The sequence below is a fragment of the Pseudomonas sp. CFBP 5748 genome, from assembly GCF_053850495.1.
In genome coordinates, this window is the sequence record NZ_JBSPTN010000001.1 from 700130 (window position 1) to 718307 (window position 18178).

The window sequence follows — 18178 nt, forward strand, 5'->3', positions numbered from 1 at the left end:
GCTTGCTCGCGATAGCGTCGGATCAACCGACATCCATGTTGACTGACACCTCGCTATCGCGAGCAAGCTCGCTCCCACAGGTGTTTTGTTGCTGTAGACAGGCTATGTCGGACAGGCTTCCTTGCCATTGTCCAACCCTTGCTTGTAACTCTGGCTACTGAGGCTGGCCTTGCCGTTGTGCCAGGTCAAGGTCAGCACATACAGCGAGTCGAAGTCCCCGGATGCCCAGTCGGCGGTGATGGTCTGCTCTTTGCCCACCGCTTCACCGGCAACTTTATTGATCAGTTCCGGCAGGTAGCCATGGGACCAGGCGGTATAGATGGTGGAGTTGTGGTACTTGTCGTCCAGCAACTCGTCAGCCAGATCGCTGGTGTCGTTGGCCGAAAAGTTGATGTTCACCGGCAACCCGAGCTTGATGGCGCTGGGGCTGATGGTCATCAGCGGGCGAATGTAGCTGTAGGAGTTATCCAGCTCACCCTCTTCGACATTGCGAGTCGGGTTGGCCGCGAACACGTAATCGGCCTTGCCGAACTTTTCCGGCAGCAGGGTAGCCAGGTCGATGGCGCGGTTGAGCCCCTGGCAATTGAGCTGGCCCAGGCCGCCGGCGGGCTTCTCGGCGTGGCGCAGGAACACCAGGGTCTGGGTGCCGTCGGCTGGCTGGGCGCGGCTGATGCTGGACTCCAGCAATAGCCCCAGGCCACAGACCACAAGCAGCGTCGGCAGCATCAGCCACGAACGGTGTTTGAAGCGTCTGGCGAAATTCAGTGGGTTCATCATCGAATAAATATTCTTCAGCACTCTCGATTAAGGCTGACAAACCTTGGCACCGCAGAGCTTTTGGCTCGGGGTGTTTTTCCCTGTCGTTACGCCGCTTCGATTCCTCGGGGGCATTGCTCAGAGTCTCCTGAGCTCCTTTGGTTCGATCGGGGTTGATCCTGTGCACTGTAAGGCCTCCTGTGGGGAGGTGAGTCGAATGTTAGCGACAGGATGTTGCGAAATTAAGAAGGGGTAGTGTGAATCCCGTGACGTGCTTGTGATGTTGTCCCGCACGTCTTGGATTATTCTCAGGCCTTTCCTTAATCGCCGAGCTTGCCCCCATGCCCGACCTGACCCCATTCCCCATCACCCAAAAATGGCCCGCCCAATACCCTGAATGGCTCCAGCTCTACTCCCTGCCAACCCCCAACGGCGTCAAGGTTTCGATCATGCTGGAAGAGATCGGCCTGCCCTACGAGCCCCACAAAGTGGATTTCGGCAGCAACGATCAGCTGTCTCCCGAGTTTCTCTCCCTGAACCCCAACAACAAGATCCCGGCGATTCTCGATCCTCATGGGCCGGGGGATCAGCCGTTGGCGTTGTTCGAGTCGGGCGCGATTCTGATTTATCTGGCGGACAAGAGTGGTCAGTTGCTGGCTCAGGAGTCGGCGGCGCGCTACGAGACGATCCAGTGGCTGATGTTCCAGATGGGCGGGATCGGGCCGATGTTCGGGCAGTTGGGATTCTTCAATAAGTTTGCCGGCAAGGACTACGAAGACAAACGGCCTCGCGATCGGTATGTCGAGGAAAGCAAGCGCCTGCTCAAGGTGCTCGACGGTCGCCTGCAAGGACGGGACTGGATCATGGGCGAGCGCTACACCATCGCTGACATCGCCACGTTTCCCTGGGTGCGCAACTTGATCGGGTTTTATGAGGCCGGTGATCTGGTGGGTATCCAGGACTTCCCCAATGTGACGCGGGTGTTGGAGCGCTTTCTGGCGCGACCGGCGGTGGTACGCGGCTTGAAGATTCCGGAATGAATGAGCCGATGGCCAGCCGATTCGATTTCAAACAACTGGATGTGTTCAGCAACGTGCCGCTCAAGGGGAATCCGCTGGCGGTGGTGTTTGGCGCGGATGAGCTCAGTGGCGAGCGCATGGGCGCTTTTGCCAACTGGACCAACCTCAGCGAAACCGCGTTCCTGCTGGCGCCGCAGCATCCGGAGGCCGATTACCGGGTGCGTATTTTCACCACCTCGACCGAGCTGGCGTTTGCCGGTCACCCGACCTTGGGCAGTTGCCACGCCTGGCTCGAAGCCGGAGGCGTGCCGAAAGGGCTGGAGATCGTGCAGGAATGTGGCGTCGGTCTGGTCAGAATTCGCCGCAGTGATTACGGGTTGGCATTCCTGGCGCCGCCCTTGCTCAAATCCGGACCGCTGGAGGCCGACCTGCTGGAGCGGGTGTGCAAGGGGCTTGGGCTGGAGACCGAGGCGATTGTCGAGGCGCAATGGGTCGATAATGGCGCCGGTTGGCTGGCGGTGATGCTCAAGGATCGCCAGCAGGTCCTGACGCTCAAGCCTGATTATCATCAATTGCTCGACCTGGCCGTGGGCGTGATCGCGCCTTGGGATCCGGCCGTGGATGGCGACGAGGCACAGTTTGAAGTGCGTGGTTTCATTGCGGGCGATGGCATGCCCGAGGATCCCGCCACCGGCAGCCTGAACGCTGGGCTTGCACAGTGGATGCTGGCCAAGGGGTTGGCGCCTTCGGCTTATGTGGTCAGCCAGGGCTTGACCATGGGCCGGGCCGGGCAGATTCATGTCGAGCAAATAGGGGAGGAGGTGTGGATTGGTGGCGCGGTGGTGACTTGCATCAATGGTTCGCTGACCTTGTGAGGGGATTATTGCCAGGTCGGTAACACTCTGTTTTCCTGCCGGCGTTTGTGCCTTGGTCGACCAGGGCATAAGCTTTGCCCCCTGTGATCGAGCCCCATTTGCCCAGGAGTCCCATGTCCAGCCAGTTCCCCGAAGCACGTCCACGCCGTCTGCGCCGCAATGCGAGCCTGCGCAGCCTGTTCCAGGAAACCGAATTCACCTTGAATGACCTGGTGTTGCCGATTTTCGTCGAAGAAGAAATCGATGACTTCGTGCCGATCAAGAGCATGCCGGGCGTGGTGCGTATTCCTGAGTCGAAACTGGCCGGTGAGATCGAGCGCTATGCCCGGGCCGGCATCAAGGCGGTGATGACCTTTGGTGTCTCCCATCATTTGGACAGCGACGGCAGCGATACCTGGAACGAGCGCGGCCTGGTGTCGCGCATGGCGGGGATTTGCAAGGACGCGGTGCCGGAAATGATCGTGATGTCCGACACTTGCTTCTGTGAGTACACCGATCACGGCCATTGCGGCGTACTTCACGGGCACGAAGTGGACAACGACCGGACCCTGGCCAACCTCGGCAAGCAAGCCGTGGCCGCGGCCCGCGCGGGTGCCGATGTGATTGCGCCGTCCGCGGCCATGGACGGACAGGTCCAGGCCATCCGCCGGGCCCTGGACGAAGCCGGTTTCAGCCAGACGGCGATCATGGCCTATTCCACCAAATTCGCCTCGGCGCTCTACGGCCCGTTCCGCGAGGCGGGCGGCAGTGCGTTGAAAGGCGACCGCAAGAGCTATCAGATGAACCCGATGAACCGTCGCGAAGCGCTGCGCGAATCCTTGCTCGACGAGCAGGAGGGCGCCGATGCGCTGATGGTCAAGCCGGCCGGTGCCTACCTCGACATCATCCGCGACATTCGCCAGGCCTCGAACCTGCCGCTGTCGGCCTATCAGGTCAGCGGCGAATACGCGATGATCAAATTCGCCGCCCAGGCCGGCGCCATCGACGAAGCCCGCGTAGTGCGCGAAAGCCTTGGCGCGATCAAGCGGGCGGGGGCAGACCTGATCTTCACTTACTTTGCGATGGACCTGGCGTTGAGCGGGATCTGATCAGCGCTGGGTTTTCGCTGGGGGCGGGTGTTCACACATCCGGCGTTCACCCAGATCCCTGTGGGAGCTGAGCTTGCTCGCGATGGCGGTGGATCAGGTGGCGGTGATGTTGAATGTGCTGACGCCTTCGCGAGCAAGCCCGCTCCCACATTAGGTATCGGGTGACTGTTGAACCGGTTCTTTCCCACAGCCATTTCGGTGCTCTGGACGACGGGCCATAGCCCGTGCCCGCTTTTGATCGTATGGTTGCTCCGCAATAACAGACTTGATGGAGCACCATGCAACTCAATCGATTGATGATCAGCGTCGCCGCATTGCTGGCTCTTGCCGGTTGTGGCAGTCGCCAGGTCCAGGAACCTGAACGCCAGCCCGCAGAGGTCAAGAGGCAGATCGTGCGGTTGTTGCCGGCCAAGACTGCGGATCGCGAAGGTTGGGCGACTGACATTTATGTGGCCTTCGCGGCTCAGCAGATCCCAACCACGACGCAGAATATCTGTGCGGTCCTGGCTGTGACCGAACAGGAATCGACGTTCCAGGCAGATCCGGCGGTGCCGGGGCTGGGCAAGATCGCTCGGCAGGAGATCAACCGCCGTGCGGCGAAGGTACACATTCCGCAGTTGTTGGTCAGCGGCGCACTGGAGGTGCGTTCGCCCAACGGCAAGAGCTACAGCGACCGGCTCGACGCGGCGCGTAGCGAGAAGGCGTTGAGTGAGATTTTCGATGATTTCATCGGCACGGTGCCGTTGGGCAAAACGCTGTTCGACGGCTTCAATCCGGTACACACAGGCGGACCGATGCAGGTCAGCATCGCCTTTGCCCAGGACAATGCCCGGGACTATCCCTACACGGTGGATGGCTCGATTCGTCGTGAAGTGTTCAGTCGTCGTGGCGGGATGTATTTCGGTATCGCACATTTGCTCGGCTATCCGGTGAGCTATACCGAGCCGTTGTATCGTTTTGCCGATTTCAATGCCGGGTGGTACGCCAGTCGCAACGCCGCTTTCCAGCATGCGGTGAGCCGGGCCTCAGGCATTTCCCTGGCGCTGGACGGGGATTTGATTCTGCCGGGTTCCATCATGCCGGGCAGCACGGAGCTGGCGGTGCGTACGTTGGGCAAGTCGCTGGGGATGCGCAACCCGACCATTCGCGATCAGTTGGAGCTGGGTGATAGTCTCGCGTTCGAAGACAGCAAGCTCTACAAGCGCGTGTTCGAATTGGCTGAGCGGGCCGAGGGCAAGCGGTTGCCGCGAGCGGTATTGCCGGGAATCGTGCTCAAGAGCCCGAAGATCACTCGCAAGCTGACCACGGCGTGGTTTGCCAAGCGGGTGGATGAGCGTTATCAGCGGTGCATGGCACGGGCGGCGGGGCGCTAGGTAAACCTGGCCCATGAAAAAGCCCGGTGGATGAGACCGGGCTTTTATTGCGATGGGGCTGGTTCGGCAGACGATTGAAGCGTTGTGGTTGAACAACTCATACACGGTTTTCGATCAGGCGATCAGAGCCACCTTCAGCGACGCGACGTTCCAGCAGACGATCAGCACCGCCTTCAGCAACACGGTTTTCGATCAGGCGATCAGAGCCACCTTCAGCAACACGACGTTCCAGCAGACGATCAGCACCGCCTTCAGCAACGCGGTTTTCGATCAGGCGATCAGAGCCACCTTCAGCAACACGACGTTCCAGCAGACGATCAGCACCGCCTTCGGCAACACGGTTTTCGATCAGGCGATCAGAGCCACCTTCAGCGACGCGGCGTTCCAGCAGACGATCAGCACCGCCTTCGGCAACACGGTTTTCGATCAGGCGATCGGAACCACCTTCAGCGACGCGACGTTCCAGCAAGCGATCAGCACCGCCTTCGGCAACGCGATTTTCAATCAAACGATCAGAGCCGCCTTCGGCGACGACGGGTTGGGAGGAGGCGGCGAATACGTTGGCGGCCAGGACAGAGAAAGCGACGCTGAGGATGATTTGGCGTTTCATGATGGTGTGCTCCGGGGATGCTGTTGGTTTGTGTGGGGCCATTGTTGCGCCGGGGGATTATCAAGAGAACTTCATTGACGTGATGGTGAACATCGACGGCAGTGATAGCTCGTTGGTCCGCTACCGGCCAGCTTGATGGAACACTGATGGGCCCGCGGGCTCTACCGGCTACCCCTTATGCTGGAGGCAAGTTCATGTATCAGTTATTCGGCCACAGCCAATCCGGTTCTTCGGCGGTGGAGATTGCCCTGCGTCTATGTGACGTGGCTTATCGCCGGATCGATGCCTATTCCACCGAAGACAGCGACGCGGCGAAAGAACTCGAGGCATTGAACCCTCAGAAGCAGGTCCCGACCCTGCAGTTGCCGGACGGCTCGGTGCTGACCGAAGCCGCAGCGATCCTGATTCATCTCGGGCTGACCTATCCAGAATCGAAGTTGCTGCCTGATGACCCCGCGCAGCGCGCACAAGCCATCCGCGGCCTGGTCTATATCGCCGCCAATTGCTATACGCCCATCGGCATCATTGATTTTCCTGAACGCTGGCTGACCGATGCGGACGAGGCAACCCGGCAGCAATTGGTCGCGGGCACCCGGCAACGGCTGTATCGCAACTGGGCGCTGTTTGCCGACCAGTTCCCGGCCCGACCTTTTCTCAGCGGTGCCGAGCCGGGTGCGCTGGATATCCTGGCCGCCGTGATCTCCAAGTGGAGCGGCACGCGGGAGGCGCTGATAGGCGCCCGTCCTGAGTTCTACGGGCTATTGGAGCGCATTGACCACCATCCGCGCATCGCACCAGTGCTGTCGCTGCATTGGCCCGGGTGAGTCAGGGGCAGGCATTACGCGAAGCGGCCTGCTCAACCAGGCCGACAAATTGCCGGACATTGTCCTGATGCGCCGTCACCAGCGCATCGATGCTGTCTGCCGCCGGGGTTTGCAGGCTGCTGCGGCAGGTGAGGGGAGGGGCTTCGTTGCCCAGGTTGCGCAGGCGCCATTGCACGTCCATGCGGGCATAACGGCCAGGGATGGAGTCGAAGCGTTGCACGTCGACCCGCAGCAACCGCTTCGGCGCCCCGGGGTTGTTCAGTTGCTCCTCCAGGCTGCTGTGCAGTTCATCGGCCAGGCTGGCGCCCCACCATTGCGTTTCCAGGATCGCCAGCCCGCTGTTGCCTTGGCGAATGACGATCTGGGTGCGATCCACCTGGGGCGGAACGCTCACCTGTTCGATCTGGATGTCCACGCCGGAGCGCGACTGGCTGGCCGGTTGGGCCGGGCTCAAGGTGTGATAGTGGATCGGATCGCTGCGGCAGGCGCCGAGCAGCAATGCCACGGCAACCAAGGTGAATTTCAGCGTCAGCGGCATGGGGCGGGCTCCTGTGATCATTCTGTCACCGGCAATGTGAGGTTCTGCGCCGGTGCGTCCTTGGGACGGCCGCGAAGCAGCGATTCGGGATGGCGGCTCAGGTAGTCGGACAGCTCGCGCAGCGAACGTGACATGCGTCCCAGGTCGTCCAGGGTCTGGGTCAGTTGTTCACGCTGCGGCGAGTCTTCGGCCAGGGTCGAGTTGGCCGATTGCAGGGTCTTGCTGACGTCCTGCAAGGTGTTTTGCACGCTTGGCAGCGTCTTGCTATTGAATTGGGCCAGGCCTTTGCGCAATTCCACCAGGTTGCCGTTCAGGTTGCTGGCGACGCTTTCCAGCGGCAGTTTGTTGATGCGCTCGACCATCGCTTGCAGTTGTTCCTGCAATTGTTGGAGGCTGCCCGGGATAGTCGGTATACGGACCGGGCGGGCGGCGGGGTCGAAGGCGACTTTTTCTGCCTTGGGGTAGAAATCCAGCGAAATGTACAACTGCCCGGTCAGCAGGTTGCCGCTGCGGGCCTGGGCACGCAGTCCCCGATCGACGAAGCTGCCCATCAGGCGGGCGGAGGCCGCTTCGTCCTCCGGGTCGTGATTGAGCGCCTTGAGCAGTTTCTCATGGGCCTTGCCCAGGCGCTGTGGGTAGATCACCACACCGACGTTGACCGGAAAACTGCGCTGCTTCTCATCGAAATCCAGGTTGATGGCGACCACCTTGCCGACTTCCACGCCAAGGAACTCGACCGGCGCGCCGACGCGCAATCCGCGCAGTGCCTGATCGAAACGTAAAGCCAGGTATTGCGCCTTGCCATCGGGTGGGGCGAGGGCGCTCTGCTGGTCGGCAAACAGCTCGAATGTCTTGTCCTCGCTGGCGGGGGTGTCATTGGGGCTGTACTCCGGCGCCCGGAACGCAATGCCGCCCAGCAGCAGCGCCGAAAGTGATTCGGTCTTCACCGCAAAACCGTTGGCACCGACGTTCACGTCCACACCGCTGACATTCCAGAACCGGGTGTTTTCGGTGACGTACACATCGTTGGGTGCGTTGACGAACACGTCGATGTTCACGCCTTTGCCCTCGGCGTCCAGCGCATAGGACACCACCTGGCCCACCGGGATCTTGCGCAGGTACACCGGCGAGCCGATGTCCAGCGAGCCGAGGTCCTGGGAATGCAAGGTGAAGCGCTTGCCCGGTTCGCCATAAGTAATGGGGGGCGGGTTCTCCAAGCCAGTAAAGGACTTGGCGCGCACTTTCGACTGACCGGCGTCGGCCCCGATGAAGTCCCCAGACAGCAAGGTGTCGATCCCCGAGATGCCGCCGGCCCCTATGCGCGGTCGCACGACCCAGAACACCGAGTCTTGGTGAGTGAAAGTGTCGGCCGTCTTGGCCAGCTTGACCGTGGCGGTGACGTTCTTCTGGTCGGCGCTCAGTTGCACGTCGGTGACCTGGCCGATGACCACGTTGCGATATTTCACCTGGGTCTTGTTGGCGGTCAGGCCCTGGCCGGTCTTGAAGGTGATGGTGATGGTCGGGCCTTCCTGCAGCCAGTTGTGGACCACCAGGGACAGCCCCACCAGCACCGCGATGATTGGCACGATCCAGACCAGCGACACCGTCCAGCGGCGGGTGGTGACATTGGCGCGACCCGGTGTGGGTTGCTGCCCGTCAGTGGCTTGCGACTTCATCCATGACCTCCTCGGAAGGTTGGGTGTCCCAGATCAATCGGGGGTCGAAACTCATGGCCGAGAGCATGGTGAACAGCACCACGAGGCCGAAGAACAGGATGCCCGGCCGCGGTTCGATATCACTCAGGGCCTGGAACTTGACCAGCGCCGCCACCAGGGCGACCACCAGCACGTCGAGCATCGACCAGTAGCCGATGATTTCCACCAGCCGGTACAGCTTCGCCCGCTGGACCTGGGCCCAGGTGCTGCGCCGTTGTACGGTGACCAGCAGCAAGGTCAGTACCACGAACTTGATGCCCGGTACTGCGATGCTGGCGATGAAAATGATCAGGGCTATGTCCCAGGCGCCGCCCTGCCAGAATTCGATGACGCCGCTGATGATGGTGCTGTCGGCACCGTCACCGAGCATCTGGGTGTTCATCACCGGAAGGAGATTGGCCGGGATATAGAACACCAGCGCGGCGAGCATGTAGGCCCAGGTGCGTGTGATGGGGTTGGGTTTGCGTCGATGCAGGGCGGCGTCGCAGCGGGGGCATGTCTCGGGTTCGTCGGTCATGTCGCAAGCCAGGCCGCAGCTGTGGCACAGGCACAGGTTCAGATCGCGAGCCTCTGGCGGAGTGTTCTGCGGCTTGCCGTTCACAGGCTGTCCCACAGGTCGCGGACATCGCGCCCGGCAATGCGGATCATCAACAGGCTCAAGACCGCCAGGGCGAACAGGCCGATGCCCGGCAGCACGTCCAGCAACCCGGCGAGCTTGATCACCGCCACCAGCGCGCCCAGCAGGCACACCTCCAGCATGCTCCAGGGCCGCAGGGTTTCCAGGCTGCGCATGCACAGGTTGAACCCCGGCGCCCGCTGGTTGGCGTAGGCGTAGGCCAGCACCCAGATCAGGAGCGTCAGTTGAAAGGCTGGGGCAATGATGATCGCCACCGCCGCCACCAGGGCGATGAAGGTAATCGGCCCCAGGCTCAGCGCGACGATGGAGTCCCACAGCGTGGCGCTGTTGCTCAGGCCCTGAAGGCGAATGCTCATCACCGGATAGACGTTGGCGAACGCCCAGAGCACCGCTGCGGTAACGCTCAGGGCCAGGCGCTGCTCGATGCTCAGGCCGTTGTAACGCTGGATCACCGCGTGGCAGCGCACGCACGAGGCTTTCTGGTGCGGGGCCAGCACAACCGGCTCGTACACCGCATCGCAATGCTCACAAATGATCAGTCGGTCGGTGGTGGCCATCGGGATGCTCGCAGGAACAACCCCTTCAATATAGAAGTACGTTGAGAATGAGCAACCCGACCGGCTGGCCCTGTGAAAAACTCGCTGGGTTTTCACATGGCCAGCCGAACGATCATTCGCCGCGAATGTACTGCTCCAGTTGCCGGATCAGGTCCGCCTGCTCGGCAATCGCTTCCTTGACCAGGTCACCAATGGACAGCAGGCCGACGAGCTTGCCGTCCTCGACCACCGGCAAATGCCGCAGGTGCTTTTCAGTCATGATGCTCAGGCAGGTTTCGACATTCTGGTGCGGGTCTATGGTGATGACCGGGGAGACCATGATGTCGCTCACTTTCGTGCCCACCGACGAGCGGCCGTGCAAGACCATTTTGCGCGCATAGTCACGCTCACTGATGATCCCCAGCACTTCATCGTTTTTCACCACCAGCAAGGCGCCGACGTTTTTCTCGGCCATGCGCATCAGGGCCTGCAATACCATGTCGTCCGGTGAAATGGTGTGCACTTGCTGGTTTTTCTCATCTTTTATCCGGAGCAACTGCGCGACGGTTTTCATGGAGGAGCCTCAGGTGTTGTTTTTGCGGGTGCTTAAAGAATCGTAGACCCAATGGCGTAGAGCAAGCGGTAAAGCGGCGGCCAGTCGTCCAAAAGCGTCATTGCCAGTTAAATTAACGCCGATGCAAGGCTATTCCCCCTGTGGTGAGGGAGCTCATGAGCAGGTGAAGTCCCCTCGCCACAGGTAGAATCACCGCTCACGCAAAATTGAGGTTGCAGCGGTGGATTTACAGCAGGGCTTCGTCCTGACCCGGCATTGGCGCGACACCCCGGCCGGCACCGAAGTCGAGTTCTGGCTGGCGACCGACGCCGGCCCCCGACATGTGCGCCTGCCGGTGCAGCCGTCGGTGGCGTTTGTGCCACAGATTCAGCGTGGCCAACTCGAAGCCCTGCTGCAAGGGGAGAAGGACGTAGAGCTTCGCCCCCTGGACCTGCTGGATTTCGAACATCGCCCGGTGTTGGGGCTGTATTGCCAGCAACACGCCCAGTTGATGCGCCTGGACACCACCCTGCGCCGTGCCGGCGTGGAGGTGTTCGAGGCTGACATCCGGCCCCCGGAACGCTACTTGATGGAGCGTTTCATCACCGCCCCGGTCTGGTTTGACGGCACACCGACGGCTGACGGCCTGTTGCTCAACGCCCAGATGAAACCGGCGCCCGAATACCGGCCACCGTTGCGCCTGGTGTCCCTGGACATCGAAACCACCGCCCAGGGCGATTTGTATTCCATTGCCCTTGAGGGCTGCGGCGAGCGTCAGGTCTACATGCTCGGCCCGCCCAATGGCGACGCCAGCGGTGTGGATTTTCAGCTCGAGTACTGCGACTCGCGCACGGTACTGCTGAAAAAACTCAACGACTGGTTCGCCCGTTTCGACCCCGATGGGATCATCGGCTGGAACCTGGTGCAATTCGATCTGCGCGTGTTGCACGAGCATGCCCGGCGCCTGGCCGTGCCGTTACGCCTGGGGCGTGGTGGGGAAGAGATGCAATGGCGCGAGCACGGCGCGCGCAAGAACCACTTTTTTGCCTCGGCGGCCGGCCGGCTGATCATCGACGGTATCGAGTCCTTGCGTTCAGCGACCTGGAGTTTTCCGTCATTCAGTCTGGAAAACGTCGCCCAGACGCTGCTGGGGGAGGGCAAGTCCATCGATAACCCGTACCAGCGCATGGACGAGATCAATCGCATGTTCGCCGAGGACAAACCGGCCCTGGCCCGCTACAACCTCAAGGACTGCGAGCTAGTGACGCGGATCTTCGTCAAGACCGAGTTGCTCAAGTTCCTGCTGGAACGGGCCAGCGTCACCGGCCTGCCGGCGGACCGCAGCGGCGGTTCGGTGGCGGCTTTCACGCACCTGTATATGCCGCTGATGCACCGCCAGGGTTTCGTCGCGCCGAACCTTGGTCAGCGCCCGCCCGAGGCCAGCCCGGGTGGCTTTGTCATGGATTCCCAGCCAGGACTCTACGAGTCGGTGCTGGTGCTGGACTACAAGAGCCTGTATCCGTCGATCATCCGCACCTTCCTCATCGATCCGGTGGGTTTGATCGAAGGCCTGCGTCATCCCGACGACCAGGCGTCGGTGCCAGGCTTTCGCGGTGCGCGGTTTTCCCGTACCCGGCATTGCCTGCCGGCCATCGTGGCGCGGATTGCCGAAGGCCGGGAAACCGCCAAGCGCGAACATAACGCACCGCTGTCCCAGGCGTTGAAAATCATCATGAACGCCTTTTATGGCGTGCTCGGTTCCAGTGGGTGCCGCTTCTTCGATACACGGTTGGCCTCGTCCATCACCCTGCGTGGCCACCAGATCATGCAGCGCACCCGGCAATTGATCGAGGCCAAGGGGCATGTGGTGATTTATGGGGATACCGACTCCACGTTCGTCTGGTTGCGCCGGCCCCATGGCCAGGAGGAGGCGGCCAGCATCGGTCGCGAGCTGGTGACGCACGTCAACCAGTGGTGGCTCGAGCACGTGCGTGACGAATTCGGCCTGGAGAGCGCGCTGGAGTTGCAGTTCGAAACCCACTTCAAGCGTTTTTTGATGCCAACTATTCGTGGCGCCGAGGAAGGCAGCAAAAAACGCTACGCCGGACTGGTGACCCGCGCCGACGGCAGCGACGAGATCGTCTACAAGGGCCTGGAGACCGTACGCACCGACTGGTCGCCCCTGGCTCGGCAATTCCAGCAGGAGCTGTACGGGCGGATCTTCCACCGCAAGCCTTATCAGGATTACGTACGCGATTACGTGCAGCAGACCCTGGCAGGTGCGTTTGATGAACGGCTGGTCTACCGCAAGCGCCTGCGTCGGCCACTGGAGGACTACGAACGTAACGTGCCGCCCCATGTGCGCGCCGCGCGCCTGGCCGACGAGTTCAACCAACGCCAGGGACGTCCGCGGCAGTACCAGAATGGCGGCTGGATCAGCTACGTCATCACCGTCGCCGGCCCTGAACCGCTGGAAATCCGTAGCGCCCCGATTGATTACGACCACTACGTGACCAAGCAGCTACAACCGGTGGCGGATGCGATCCTGCCGTTTGTGGACGATGATTTCTCGACGTTGGTGGGGGGGCAGATGGGGTTGTTCTGACGGGATGCGGCATTATTGGTTGGCTGGATGCCTTTGTGGCGAGGGAGCTTGCTCCCGCTGCGCTCTGTAGGCGCTGGCGAAGCCTGCGATCTTTTGATCTTTCGCTTGAGATTCAAGTGTCATGGGAAAGAAAGATCGCAGCCTCGTTGCACTCGACAGCTCCTACGGGAGCAAGCTCCCTCGCCACAAAAAAGCCCACTGCTCGTGAGAACTAGACCATCGCCAGCCGCTGCTTGCCCCGAGGCTGCGGAAACATCAGGTCCAACGCCGCCAGATCCTGTGGTTCAAGCGTCAGGTTCGCCGCTTCGGCATTCAAGCGCACATGTTCAGGCTGCACGGCCTTGGGAATCGCAATGACGTTGTCCTGGCGCAACAGCCAGGCCAGGGCGATTTGCGCCGGCGTCGCGCCGTGGCGTTCGGCGATCTGCCCCAGGGTATGGTCCTTGAGCAGATGTCCGCCCTGGCCGACCGGGCAGTACGCCATGACCGGCATGGGTTGTTTTTGGCTCCAGGGCAGCAGGTCGAATTCGATGCCGCGCTCTTGCAGGTTGTACAGTACCTGATTGGTCGCGCAGGCCGGCGAGGCCAGTTCTTCAAGGTCCGCCACGTCGAAGTTCGACACGCCCCAACGGCCGATCTTGCCTTCTTCGCGCAGACGCTCGAAAGCTTCGACGGTTTCCTCCAGCGGGTACTGCCCGCGCCAGTGCAGCAGGTAAAGGTCGATGTAGTCGGTGTCGAGCCGGCGCAAACTGCGTTCGCACGCCAGGGGAATGCCTTTGCGACTGGCGTTGTGAGGGTAGACCTTGCTCACCAGGAAAACCTGATCCCGCAGGCCGGTGATTGCTTCGCCAACGACGGTCTCGGCCCCCCCCTCGGCATACATTTCCGCCGTGTCGATCAGGGTCATGCCCAGCTCGATGCCCAAGCGCAGGGCTGCGACTTCTTTCTTGTGATGGGACGGTTCTTCCCCCATGCGCCAGGTGCCTTGGCCAATCACCGGTACGGACACGCCGGCCAATTCCAGAGTCCTCATGTCTACCTCCTGTCATGCTGATCGATAATCCAATGGACAGCAGGATAGTCGTAGGCGCTGGCGAAGCCTGCGATCTTTTGATCTTTCGCTCCAGGCTCAATGGTCTGGGGAGAGATCGCAGCCTCGCTTCGCTCGACAGCACCTACGGGTGTTGCGTTGGGTTTTATTTCGCCGAGAACTTCAACACCATGGTCTGAGTGTAGGTCTGGCCTGGATCAAGTCGCGTCGAGGGGAAGTTCGGCTGGTTGGGCGAATCGGGGTAGTGCTGGGTTTCCAGGGTAAACGCACCCCAATGCGGGTAGACCTTGCCTTGCTTGCCCTTGACCGTGCCGTCGAGGAAGTTGCTGGTGTAGAACTGCACGCCAGGCTCGGTGGTATAGAGCTGCAGGCGTCGTCCGGATTCCGTGTCATACACCTCGGCGGCCAGTTTTTTCACGTCGCCCTTGGCGTCCAGCGCCCAGTTGAAATCGAAGCCGCCCTGTTTCGGTTCGGCGAATTTGAGTTGGGGGTGATCAGCCTTGATATGCGTGCCGATGGCGGTGGGCTGGGTGAAATCCATCGGTGTACCGGCCACGGGGGCCAGCTCGCCGGTGGGAATGAGCTTGCCGGTGACCGGCGTGTAGTGGGCCGCGTGCAAAGTCGCGATCTGCTCGAGTATGTCGCCATTGCCGGCGCCGGCCAGGTTGAAATAGCTGTGGTTGGTCAGATTCAGCACCGTGGGTTTATCGGTGGTGGCCTTGTAATCGATGCGCAACTCGTTCTGTTCATTGAGGCTGTAGGTGACATCGGTCGTCAACGCTCCGGGAAAGCCCATCTCGCCATCTGGCGACACATAGGTCAGGGTAACGCCCACCGAGTCTTTGCCATCATGGGGTTCGGCCTTCCACACGCGTTTGTCGAAGCCTTGGGGCCCGCCATGCAAGGAATTGCCATGGTCGTTCTGCGGCACCTGGTAACGCTTGCCATCGAGCTCGAATGCGCCGTCGGCCAGGCGATTGCCGAAGCGGCCGATGGTCGCGCCGAAATACACGCTGCCGTTCTTCTGGTAACCCTGCACATCGTCGAAACCGAGCACGATATCGGCGGCCTTGCCGTTTTTGTCGGGCACGCTCAATGACTGGAGGATACCGCCGTAAGTGATGACGGTGGCCTCCATGCCATGGCTGTTGCGCAGCACAAATTTTTCCACCGCCGTGCCGTCGCTGGTCTTGCCGAACGCACCGCGTTCATTGGTCAGGCCGGCAGCCTGGGAAGCCGAGGTGGCGATCATCAGAGACACTCCGAGGGCCGTGAGCAGATGTCTGGATTCAAGCATGGTATGACCTTCCTTCCTGTTGTTTTGTTGTTGTTTTTAACGCGAGTCGAGTCAGTTACTGGTCGGACAGCGGCGAAGGTTTTTTTGTCAGTAGTCTTTCTATTTGTGGGTTGAGAAGAGGATTTATAGCCATAAATAGAGATTTATCAATTAAAAAGTAAGACTAATTGAGTGGGCGAGTCTAGCCAGGGAGGGAAGGTTTTTCGCCGGGCACTGCACTTTTGCGCTTTTTGCCGCTCTATCCATGGCCTGGAAGCGGCGACCCCCGTGGCTTCCCCATGCTCAGACCGAGACTCGATGGCCGGTGCTTTTTATTCCGTGATGATGTTGCGACGTCGCTGTCCGGCGTTGTTGGTCGGTGTGTTGCTGCTGCTCAGCGGCGGTTGCAGCCACCAGCAGGGGCAGGACATGGTCACTCAGTTCAGCAACGCCAGGCCCCAGGAGTTCTTGCAGACCAGCGTCGACCGCATGGCCACGCTGTCGATGCGCGACAACCTGCAAAGTCTTTATCTGCTGATGAGCAAGCTGTACCTGCGCAACCCCGAGGAACTGCGAAAATCCGGCTTTCTCGACGCTCGCGCCGCCGAGAAACAGGTGCGCATGGCCATCGAGCAGCAACAACCCTTGCCCACCCTGGGTGGCAAGAAGGACCTGGCCGCCCTGAGCTATGCCATGAGCCCGGAATTCCTCGGCGATCGGGTCGGTGCGTTCATCTATGCCATCGGCAGCATGCTGGTCACGGCCCATGGCAATCGCCTGGAGTTCTACATGACCGACGCCATCGACCCACGCTTTGTCAATAACGCGGCCCGCAATATCGAAAAGGCCACCTGGTTGCTGAGCCAGCGACAGAACAAGGCCGGCCAGCCGTTGCTGTTTTCCAACGAGATCTCGGAGGAGGGCAGCAACCTGAGTTTCGCCGTGGAATTCGGGAAAATCGTTGCGCGCCTGGACCTGCTGACTCAGATGCTGGACGAGCGTTACCGGCGGATCGGGCTGAACTACGCCCAGAGCCTGTTGTTCCTGAACTTCCTGCCGGTTCAGTGAGTTGATAATGAAAAAGGAATAAAGATAGATCACATCGATATAGGTGGTTATAAGAAAAATCGCTATGCTCGCGGCCAGATTTTCCACGCGGTCGCGCTGAGACGGGTTTAATGGATTTCGGTAATGTCGGTTTAGTCGTAGCAGGCTTGGTGGTCGGTTTCATCGTCGGGATGACCGGCGTCGGCGGCGGTTCGCTGATGACCCCCATTCTGTTGTGGTTCGGTATCAACCCCGCGACTGCGGTGGGTACGGACTTGCTGTACGCGGCCATTACCAAATCTGGTGGTGTCCTGGTTCATGCCAGGAACCGCAACATCGACTGGGCCATTACTGGCTGGCTGACCTTGGGCAGCGTGCCGGCGGTCGGCTTGACGCTGTGGTTTCTCAGCAGCCTGCACAGTTCGCCCGACGCCATGAACGCGGTGATCAAGCAAGCCTTGGGCTTTGTCTTGTTCGCCACCGCCCTGGCGATCCTGTTCAAGAAGCGCCTGCTGCAATTCGCCCATGATCGCGCTGGCGGTCACTACAACCCCACTGGCACAAGACTTAACGTGCTTACGGTTGTCACCGGCCTGGTGCTGGGCACCATGGTTGCGTTGACCTCCATCGGTGCCGGGGCCCTGGGCACTGTCGCGTTGTTCATTCTCTACCCGTTCCTGGTCACCAAGCGCCTGGTGGGCACCGAAATCGCCCACGCCGTGCCACTGACGTTGGTCGCGGGCCTTGGCCACGCGAGCATGGGCAACATGGACTGGCACATCCTTGGCTACTTGCTGGTCGGTTCGTTGCCGGGGATCTACCTGGGTAGCCATTTGTCCGGGCGCATCTCTGACGAGGTACTGCGCCCGTGCCTGGCGGTGATGCTGGCGATGATCGGGTTCAAGTTGGCGTTCTGACACTGCCCCCCCGCTCCCACAATAGTCCCTTCTGGCTTCAGTACCGAAGTTGTCTGCTCCTCGCCCGGTTGCGCAATGAACCCTCTAGCCTAAGCTTCAAGGCAGGCAGGCGTAGTATTGGGCGAGTCGCGGAACAATCGCCGCCATGCGCAATCAGTACAGCGTAGATATCAAAAGGAGAGGCGCATGCTCATTCGGTCGTTGACCTTCGCTACCTTGCTGGCTGTCGCCGGCCCCCTGTTCGCCGCGGATGGCGACCCACCCCTGGAGGCGGAGAAGGGCAAGACCCGGCCCCTGATCGTCATCGCCCCCAGCACTGTCGACCCCGCCTGGGTCAGCCTGAAAAAAGCCTTGGACGAGCCGGCCGGCAAGCAGGGCTTTGCCGAGCGCAACATGGTGCTCTACACCATCCTCAACACTATCGGCCAGCGTGATGGCAAAGACTTGGACCCACAAAGCACCATGGCGTTGATCCGTTCACTCAGGTTGGGCGCCGGTGCCCAGACCAAGGTCATCCTGGTGGGCAAGGACGGGGAAAAGAAGTTGGAGCATTCCGGGGCGATCGAACTGAAAGACGTCTTTGATGCCGTCGATAAACTGCCTGCGGCAGAAAAGGAGGCGACACCTCCCGCCCCACCTCCCGCACCGGAACCTGTGCCGACCAAGGATGCGAAGGGCGCCAAGGCTGGCAAGGCAGTCAAACCGTCCGCTGCGCCGAAGCCGTTGGATGATTGAGCCTTAAGGCTGATGAGACCCTT

18 protein-coding genes are annotated in these 18178 nt (G+C 60.8%); 9 read left to right on the forward strand and 9 right to left on the reverse strand.

Annotated elements, in window-relative coordinates:
• Positions 1 to 102: 102 nt before the first annotated feature.
• Positions 103 to 777, reverse strand: coding sequence for a histidine phosphatase family protein (locus tag ACWNZ1_RS03220; RefSeq protein ID WP_135844643.1), 675 nt, complete (start codon positions 775 to 777; stop codon positions 103 to 105).
• A gap of 320 nt (positions 778 to 1097) precedes the next feature.
• Here ACWNZ1_RS03220 and ACWNZ1_RS03225 point away from each other — a divergent pair, with 320 nt between their 5' ends.
• The 4 genes from ACWNZ1_RS03225 to ACWNZ1_RS03240 all read left to right on the forward strand — a co-directional run bounded on the left by ACWNZ1_RS03225 (position 1098) and on the right by ACWNZ1_RS03240 (position 5111).
• On the forward strand, positions 1098 to 1796 hold the full coding sequence (locus tag ACWNZ1_RS03225; RefSeq protein WP_135844644.1) for a glutathione binding-like protein: 699 nt from the start codon (positions 1098 to 1100) through the stop codon (positions 1794 to 1796).
• A complete protein-coding gene (locus ACWNZ1_RS03230) occupies positions 1793 to 2650 on the forward strand; it encodes a PhzF family phenazine biosynthesis protein (RefSeq protein WP_456027340.1) in 858 nt (285 codons plus the stop codon). The genes ACWNZ1_RS03225 and ACWNZ1_RS03230 overlap by 4 nt, the downstream gene beginning before the upstream one ends.
• Positions 2651 to 2763: 113 nt before the next feature.
• On the forward strand, positions 2764 to 3738 hold the full coding sequence (gene hemB / locus ACWNZ1_RS03235; protein ID WP_256452519.1) for a porphobilinogen synthase: 975 nt from the start codon (positions 2764 to 2766) through the stop codon (positions 3736 to 3738).
• A gap of 278 nt (positions 3739 to 4016) precedes the next feature.
• Positions 4017 to 5111 carry a DUF1615 domain-containing protein gene (locus tag ACWNZ1_RS03240; RefSeq protein WP_135844647.1) on the forward strand — a complete coding sequence of 365 codons (1095 nt, stop codon included), beginning with the start codon at positions 4017 to 4019 and terminating at the stop codon, positions 5109 to 5111.
• 97 nt (positions 5112 to 5208) lie between these two features.
• Here the strand turns inward: ACWNZ1_RS03240 and ACWNZ1_RS03245 are convergent, their stop codons facing one another.
• Positions 5209 to 5721, reverse strand: a complete 513-nt coding sequence (locus ACWNZ1_RS03245; RefSeq protein ID WP_280944816.1) for a phage infection protein — start codon at positions 5719 to 5721, stop codon at positions 5209 to 5211.
• Between the two features lie 194 nt (positions 5722 to 5915).
• Here ACWNZ1_RS03245 and ACWNZ1_RS03250 point away from each other — a divergent pair, with 194 nt between their 5' ends.
• Complete coding sequence (locus ACWNZ1_RS03250; protein ID WP_256452520.1) at positions 5916 to 6545, forward strand: glutathione S-transferase family protein; 630 nt, start codon at positions 5916 to 5918, stop codon at positions 6543 to 6545.
• Between the two features lies 1 nt (position 6546).
• On the opposite strand, the gene ACWNZ1_RS03255 is transcribed toward ACWNZ1_RS03250, so the two are convergent.
• The 5 genes from ACWNZ1_RS03255 to ACWNZ1_RS03275 all read right to left on the reverse strand — a co-directional run bounded on the left by ACWNZ1_RS03255 (position 6547) and on the right by ACWNZ1_RS03275 (position 10545).
• Positions 6547 to 7083, reverse strand: coding sequence for a PqiC family protein (locus tag ACWNZ1_RS03255; RefSeq protein WP_256452521.1), 537 nt, complete (start codon positions 7081 to 7083; stop codon positions 6547 to 6549).
• Positions 7084 to 7100: 17 nt separating this feature from the next.
• A complete protein-coding gene (locus ACWNZ1_RS03260; RefSeq protein ID WP_256452522.1) occupies positions 7101 to 8759 on the reverse strand; it encodes a PqiB family protein in 1659 nt (552 codons plus the stop codon).
• A complete protein-coding gene (locus ACWNZ1_RS03265; RefSeq protein ID WP_265072877.1) occupies positions 8740 to 9399 on the reverse strand; it encodes a paraquat-inducible protein A in 660 nt (219 codons plus the stop codon). Before ACWNZ1_RS03265 ends, ACWNZ1_RS03260 begins: the two co-directional genes overlap by 20 nt.
• A complete protein-coding gene (locus tag ACWNZ1_RS03270; protein WP_135844653.1) occupies positions 9396 to 9992 on the reverse strand; it encodes a paraquat-inducible protein A in 597 nt (198 codons plus the stop codon). The genes ACWNZ1_RS03265 and ACWNZ1_RS03270 overlap by 4 nt, the downstream gene beginning before the upstream one ends.
• A 112-nt stretch (positions 9993 to 10104) precedes the next feature.
• Positions 10105 to 10545, reverse strand: coding sequence for a CBS domain-containing protein (locus ACWNZ1_RS03275; RefSeq protein WP_030138503.1), 441 nt, complete (start codon positions 10543 to 10545; stop codon positions 10105 to 10107).
• 220 nt (positions 10546 to 10765) lie between these two features.
• Here ACWNZ1_RS03275 and ACWNZ1_RS03280 point away from each other — a divergent pair, with 220 nt between their 5' ends.
• A complete protein-coding gene (locus ACWNZ1_RS03280) occupies positions 10766 to 13129 on the forward strand; it encodes a DNA polymerase II (RefSeq protein WP_135844654.1) in 2364 nt (787 codons plus the stop codon).
• Between the two features lie 211 nt (positions 13130 to 13340).
• Here ACWNZ1_RS03280 and ACWNZ1_RS03285 read toward each other — a convergent pair whose 3' ends face one another.
• Complete coding sequence (locus ACWNZ1_RS03285) at positions 13341 to 14162, reverse strand: aldo/keto reductase (protein ID WP_135844655.1); 822 nt, start codon at positions 14160 to 14162, stop codon at positions 13341 to 13343.
• A gap of 163 nt (positions 14163 to 14325) precedes the next feature.
• Positions 14326 to 15477 carry an aldose epimerase family protein gene (locus ACWNZ1_RS03290; protein WP_135844656.1) on the reverse strand — a complete coding sequence of 384 codons (1152 nt, stop codon included), beginning with the start codon at positions 15475 to 15477 and terminating at the stop codon, positions 14326 to 14328.
• A 321-nt stretch (positions 15478 to 15798) separates the two neighbouring features.
• Here ACWNZ1_RS03290 and ACWNZ1_RS03295 point away from each other — a divergent pair, with 321 nt between their 5' ends.
• The 3 genes from ACWNZ1_RS03295 to ACWNZ1_RS03305 all read left to right on the forward strand — a co-directional run bounded on the left by ACWNZ1_RS03295 (position 15799) and on the right by ACWNZ1_RS03305 (position 18155).
• On the forward strand, positions 15799 to 16524 hold the full coding sequence (locus ACWNZ1_RS03295) for a hypothetical protein (protein ID WP_238346750.1): 726 nt from the start codon (positions 15799 to 15801) through the stop codon (positions 16522 to 16524).
• Positions 16525 to 16634: 110 nt separating this feature from the next.
• On the forward strand, positions 16635 to 17420 hold the full coding sequence (locus ACWNZ1_RS03300; RefSeq protein WP_135844658.1) for a sulfite exporter TauE/SafE family protein: 786 nt from the start codon (positions 16635 to 16637) through the stop codon (positions 17418 to 17420).
• Positions 17421 to 17606: 186 nt separating this feature from the next.
• Positions 17607 to 18155 carry a DUF4174 domain-containing protein gene (locus tag ACWNZ1_RS03305; RefSeq protein WP_135844659.1) on the forward strand — a complete coding sequence of 183 codons (549 nt, stop codon included), beginning with the start codon at positions 17607 to 17609 and terminating at the stop codon, positions 18153 to 18155.
• Positions 18156 to 18178: the final 23 nt, after the last annotated feature.

Coding starts and splice junctions, on each gene's coding strand:
- ACWNZ1_RS03220 (WP_135844643.1), bottom strand. CDS start 777: ATGATGAACCCACTGAATTTCGCCAGACGCTTCAAACACCGTTCGTGG.
- ACWNZ1_RS03225 (WP_135844644.1), top strand. CDS start 1,098: ATGCCCGACCTGACCCCATTCCCCATCACCCAAAAATGGCCCGCCCAA.
- ACWNZ1_RS03230 (WP_456027340.1), top strand. CDS start 1,793: ATGAATGAGCCGATGGCCAGCCGATTCGATTTCAAACAACTGGATGTG.
- hemB (WP_256452519.1), top strand. CDS start 2,764: ATGTCCAGCCAGTTCCCCGAAGCACGTCCACGCCGTCTGCGCCGCAAT.
- ACWNZ1_RS03240 (WP_135844647.1), top strand. CDS start 4,017: ATGCAACTCAATCGATTGATGATCAGCGTCGCCGCATTGCTGGCTCTT.
- ACWNZ1_RS03245 (WP_280944816.1), bottom strand. CDS start 5,721: ATGAAACGCCAAATCATCCTCAGCGTCGCTTTCTCTGTCCTGGCCGCC.
- ACWNZ1_RS03250 (WP_256452520.1), top strand. CDS start 5,916: ATGTATCAGTTATTCGGCCACAGCCAATCCGGTTCTTCGGCGGTGGAG.
- ACWNZ1_RS03255 (WP_256452521.1), bottom strand. CDS start 7,083: ATGCCGCTGACGCTGAAATTCACCTTGGTTGCCGTGGCATTGCTGCTC.
- ACWNZ1_RS03260 (WP_256452522.1), bottom strand. CDS start 8,759: ATGAAGTCGCAAGCCACTGACGGGCAGCAACCCACACCGGGTCGCGCC.
- ACWNZ1_RS03270 (WP_135844653.1), bottom strand. CDS start 9,992: ATGGCCACCACCGACCGACTGATCATTTGTGAGCATTGCGATGCGGTG.
- ACWNZ1_RS03275 (WP_030138503.1), bottom strand. CDS start 10,545: ATGAAAACCGTCGCGCAGTTGCTCCGGATAAAAGATGAGAAAAACCAG.
- ACWNZ1_RS03285 (WP_135844655.1), bottom strand. CDS start 14,162: ATGAGGACTCTGGAATTGGCCGGCGTGTCCGTACCGGTGATTGGCCAA.
- ACWNZ1_RS03290 (WP_135844656.1), bottom strand. CDS start 15,477: ATGCTTGAATCCAGACATCTGCTCACGGCCCTCGGAGTGTCTCTGATG.
- ACWNZ1_RS03295 (WP_238346750.1), top strand. CDS start 15,799: ATGATGTTGCGACGTCGCTGTCCGGCGTTGTTGGTCGGTGTGTTGCTG.
- ACWNZ1_RS03300 (WP_135844658.1), top strand. CDS start 16,635: ATGGATTTCGGTAATGTCGGTTTAGTCGTAGCAGGCTTGGTGGTCGGT.
- ACWNZ1_RS03305 (WP_135844659.1), top strand. CDS start 17,607: ATGCTCATTCGGTCGTTGACCTTCGCTACCTTGCTGGCTGTCGCCGGC.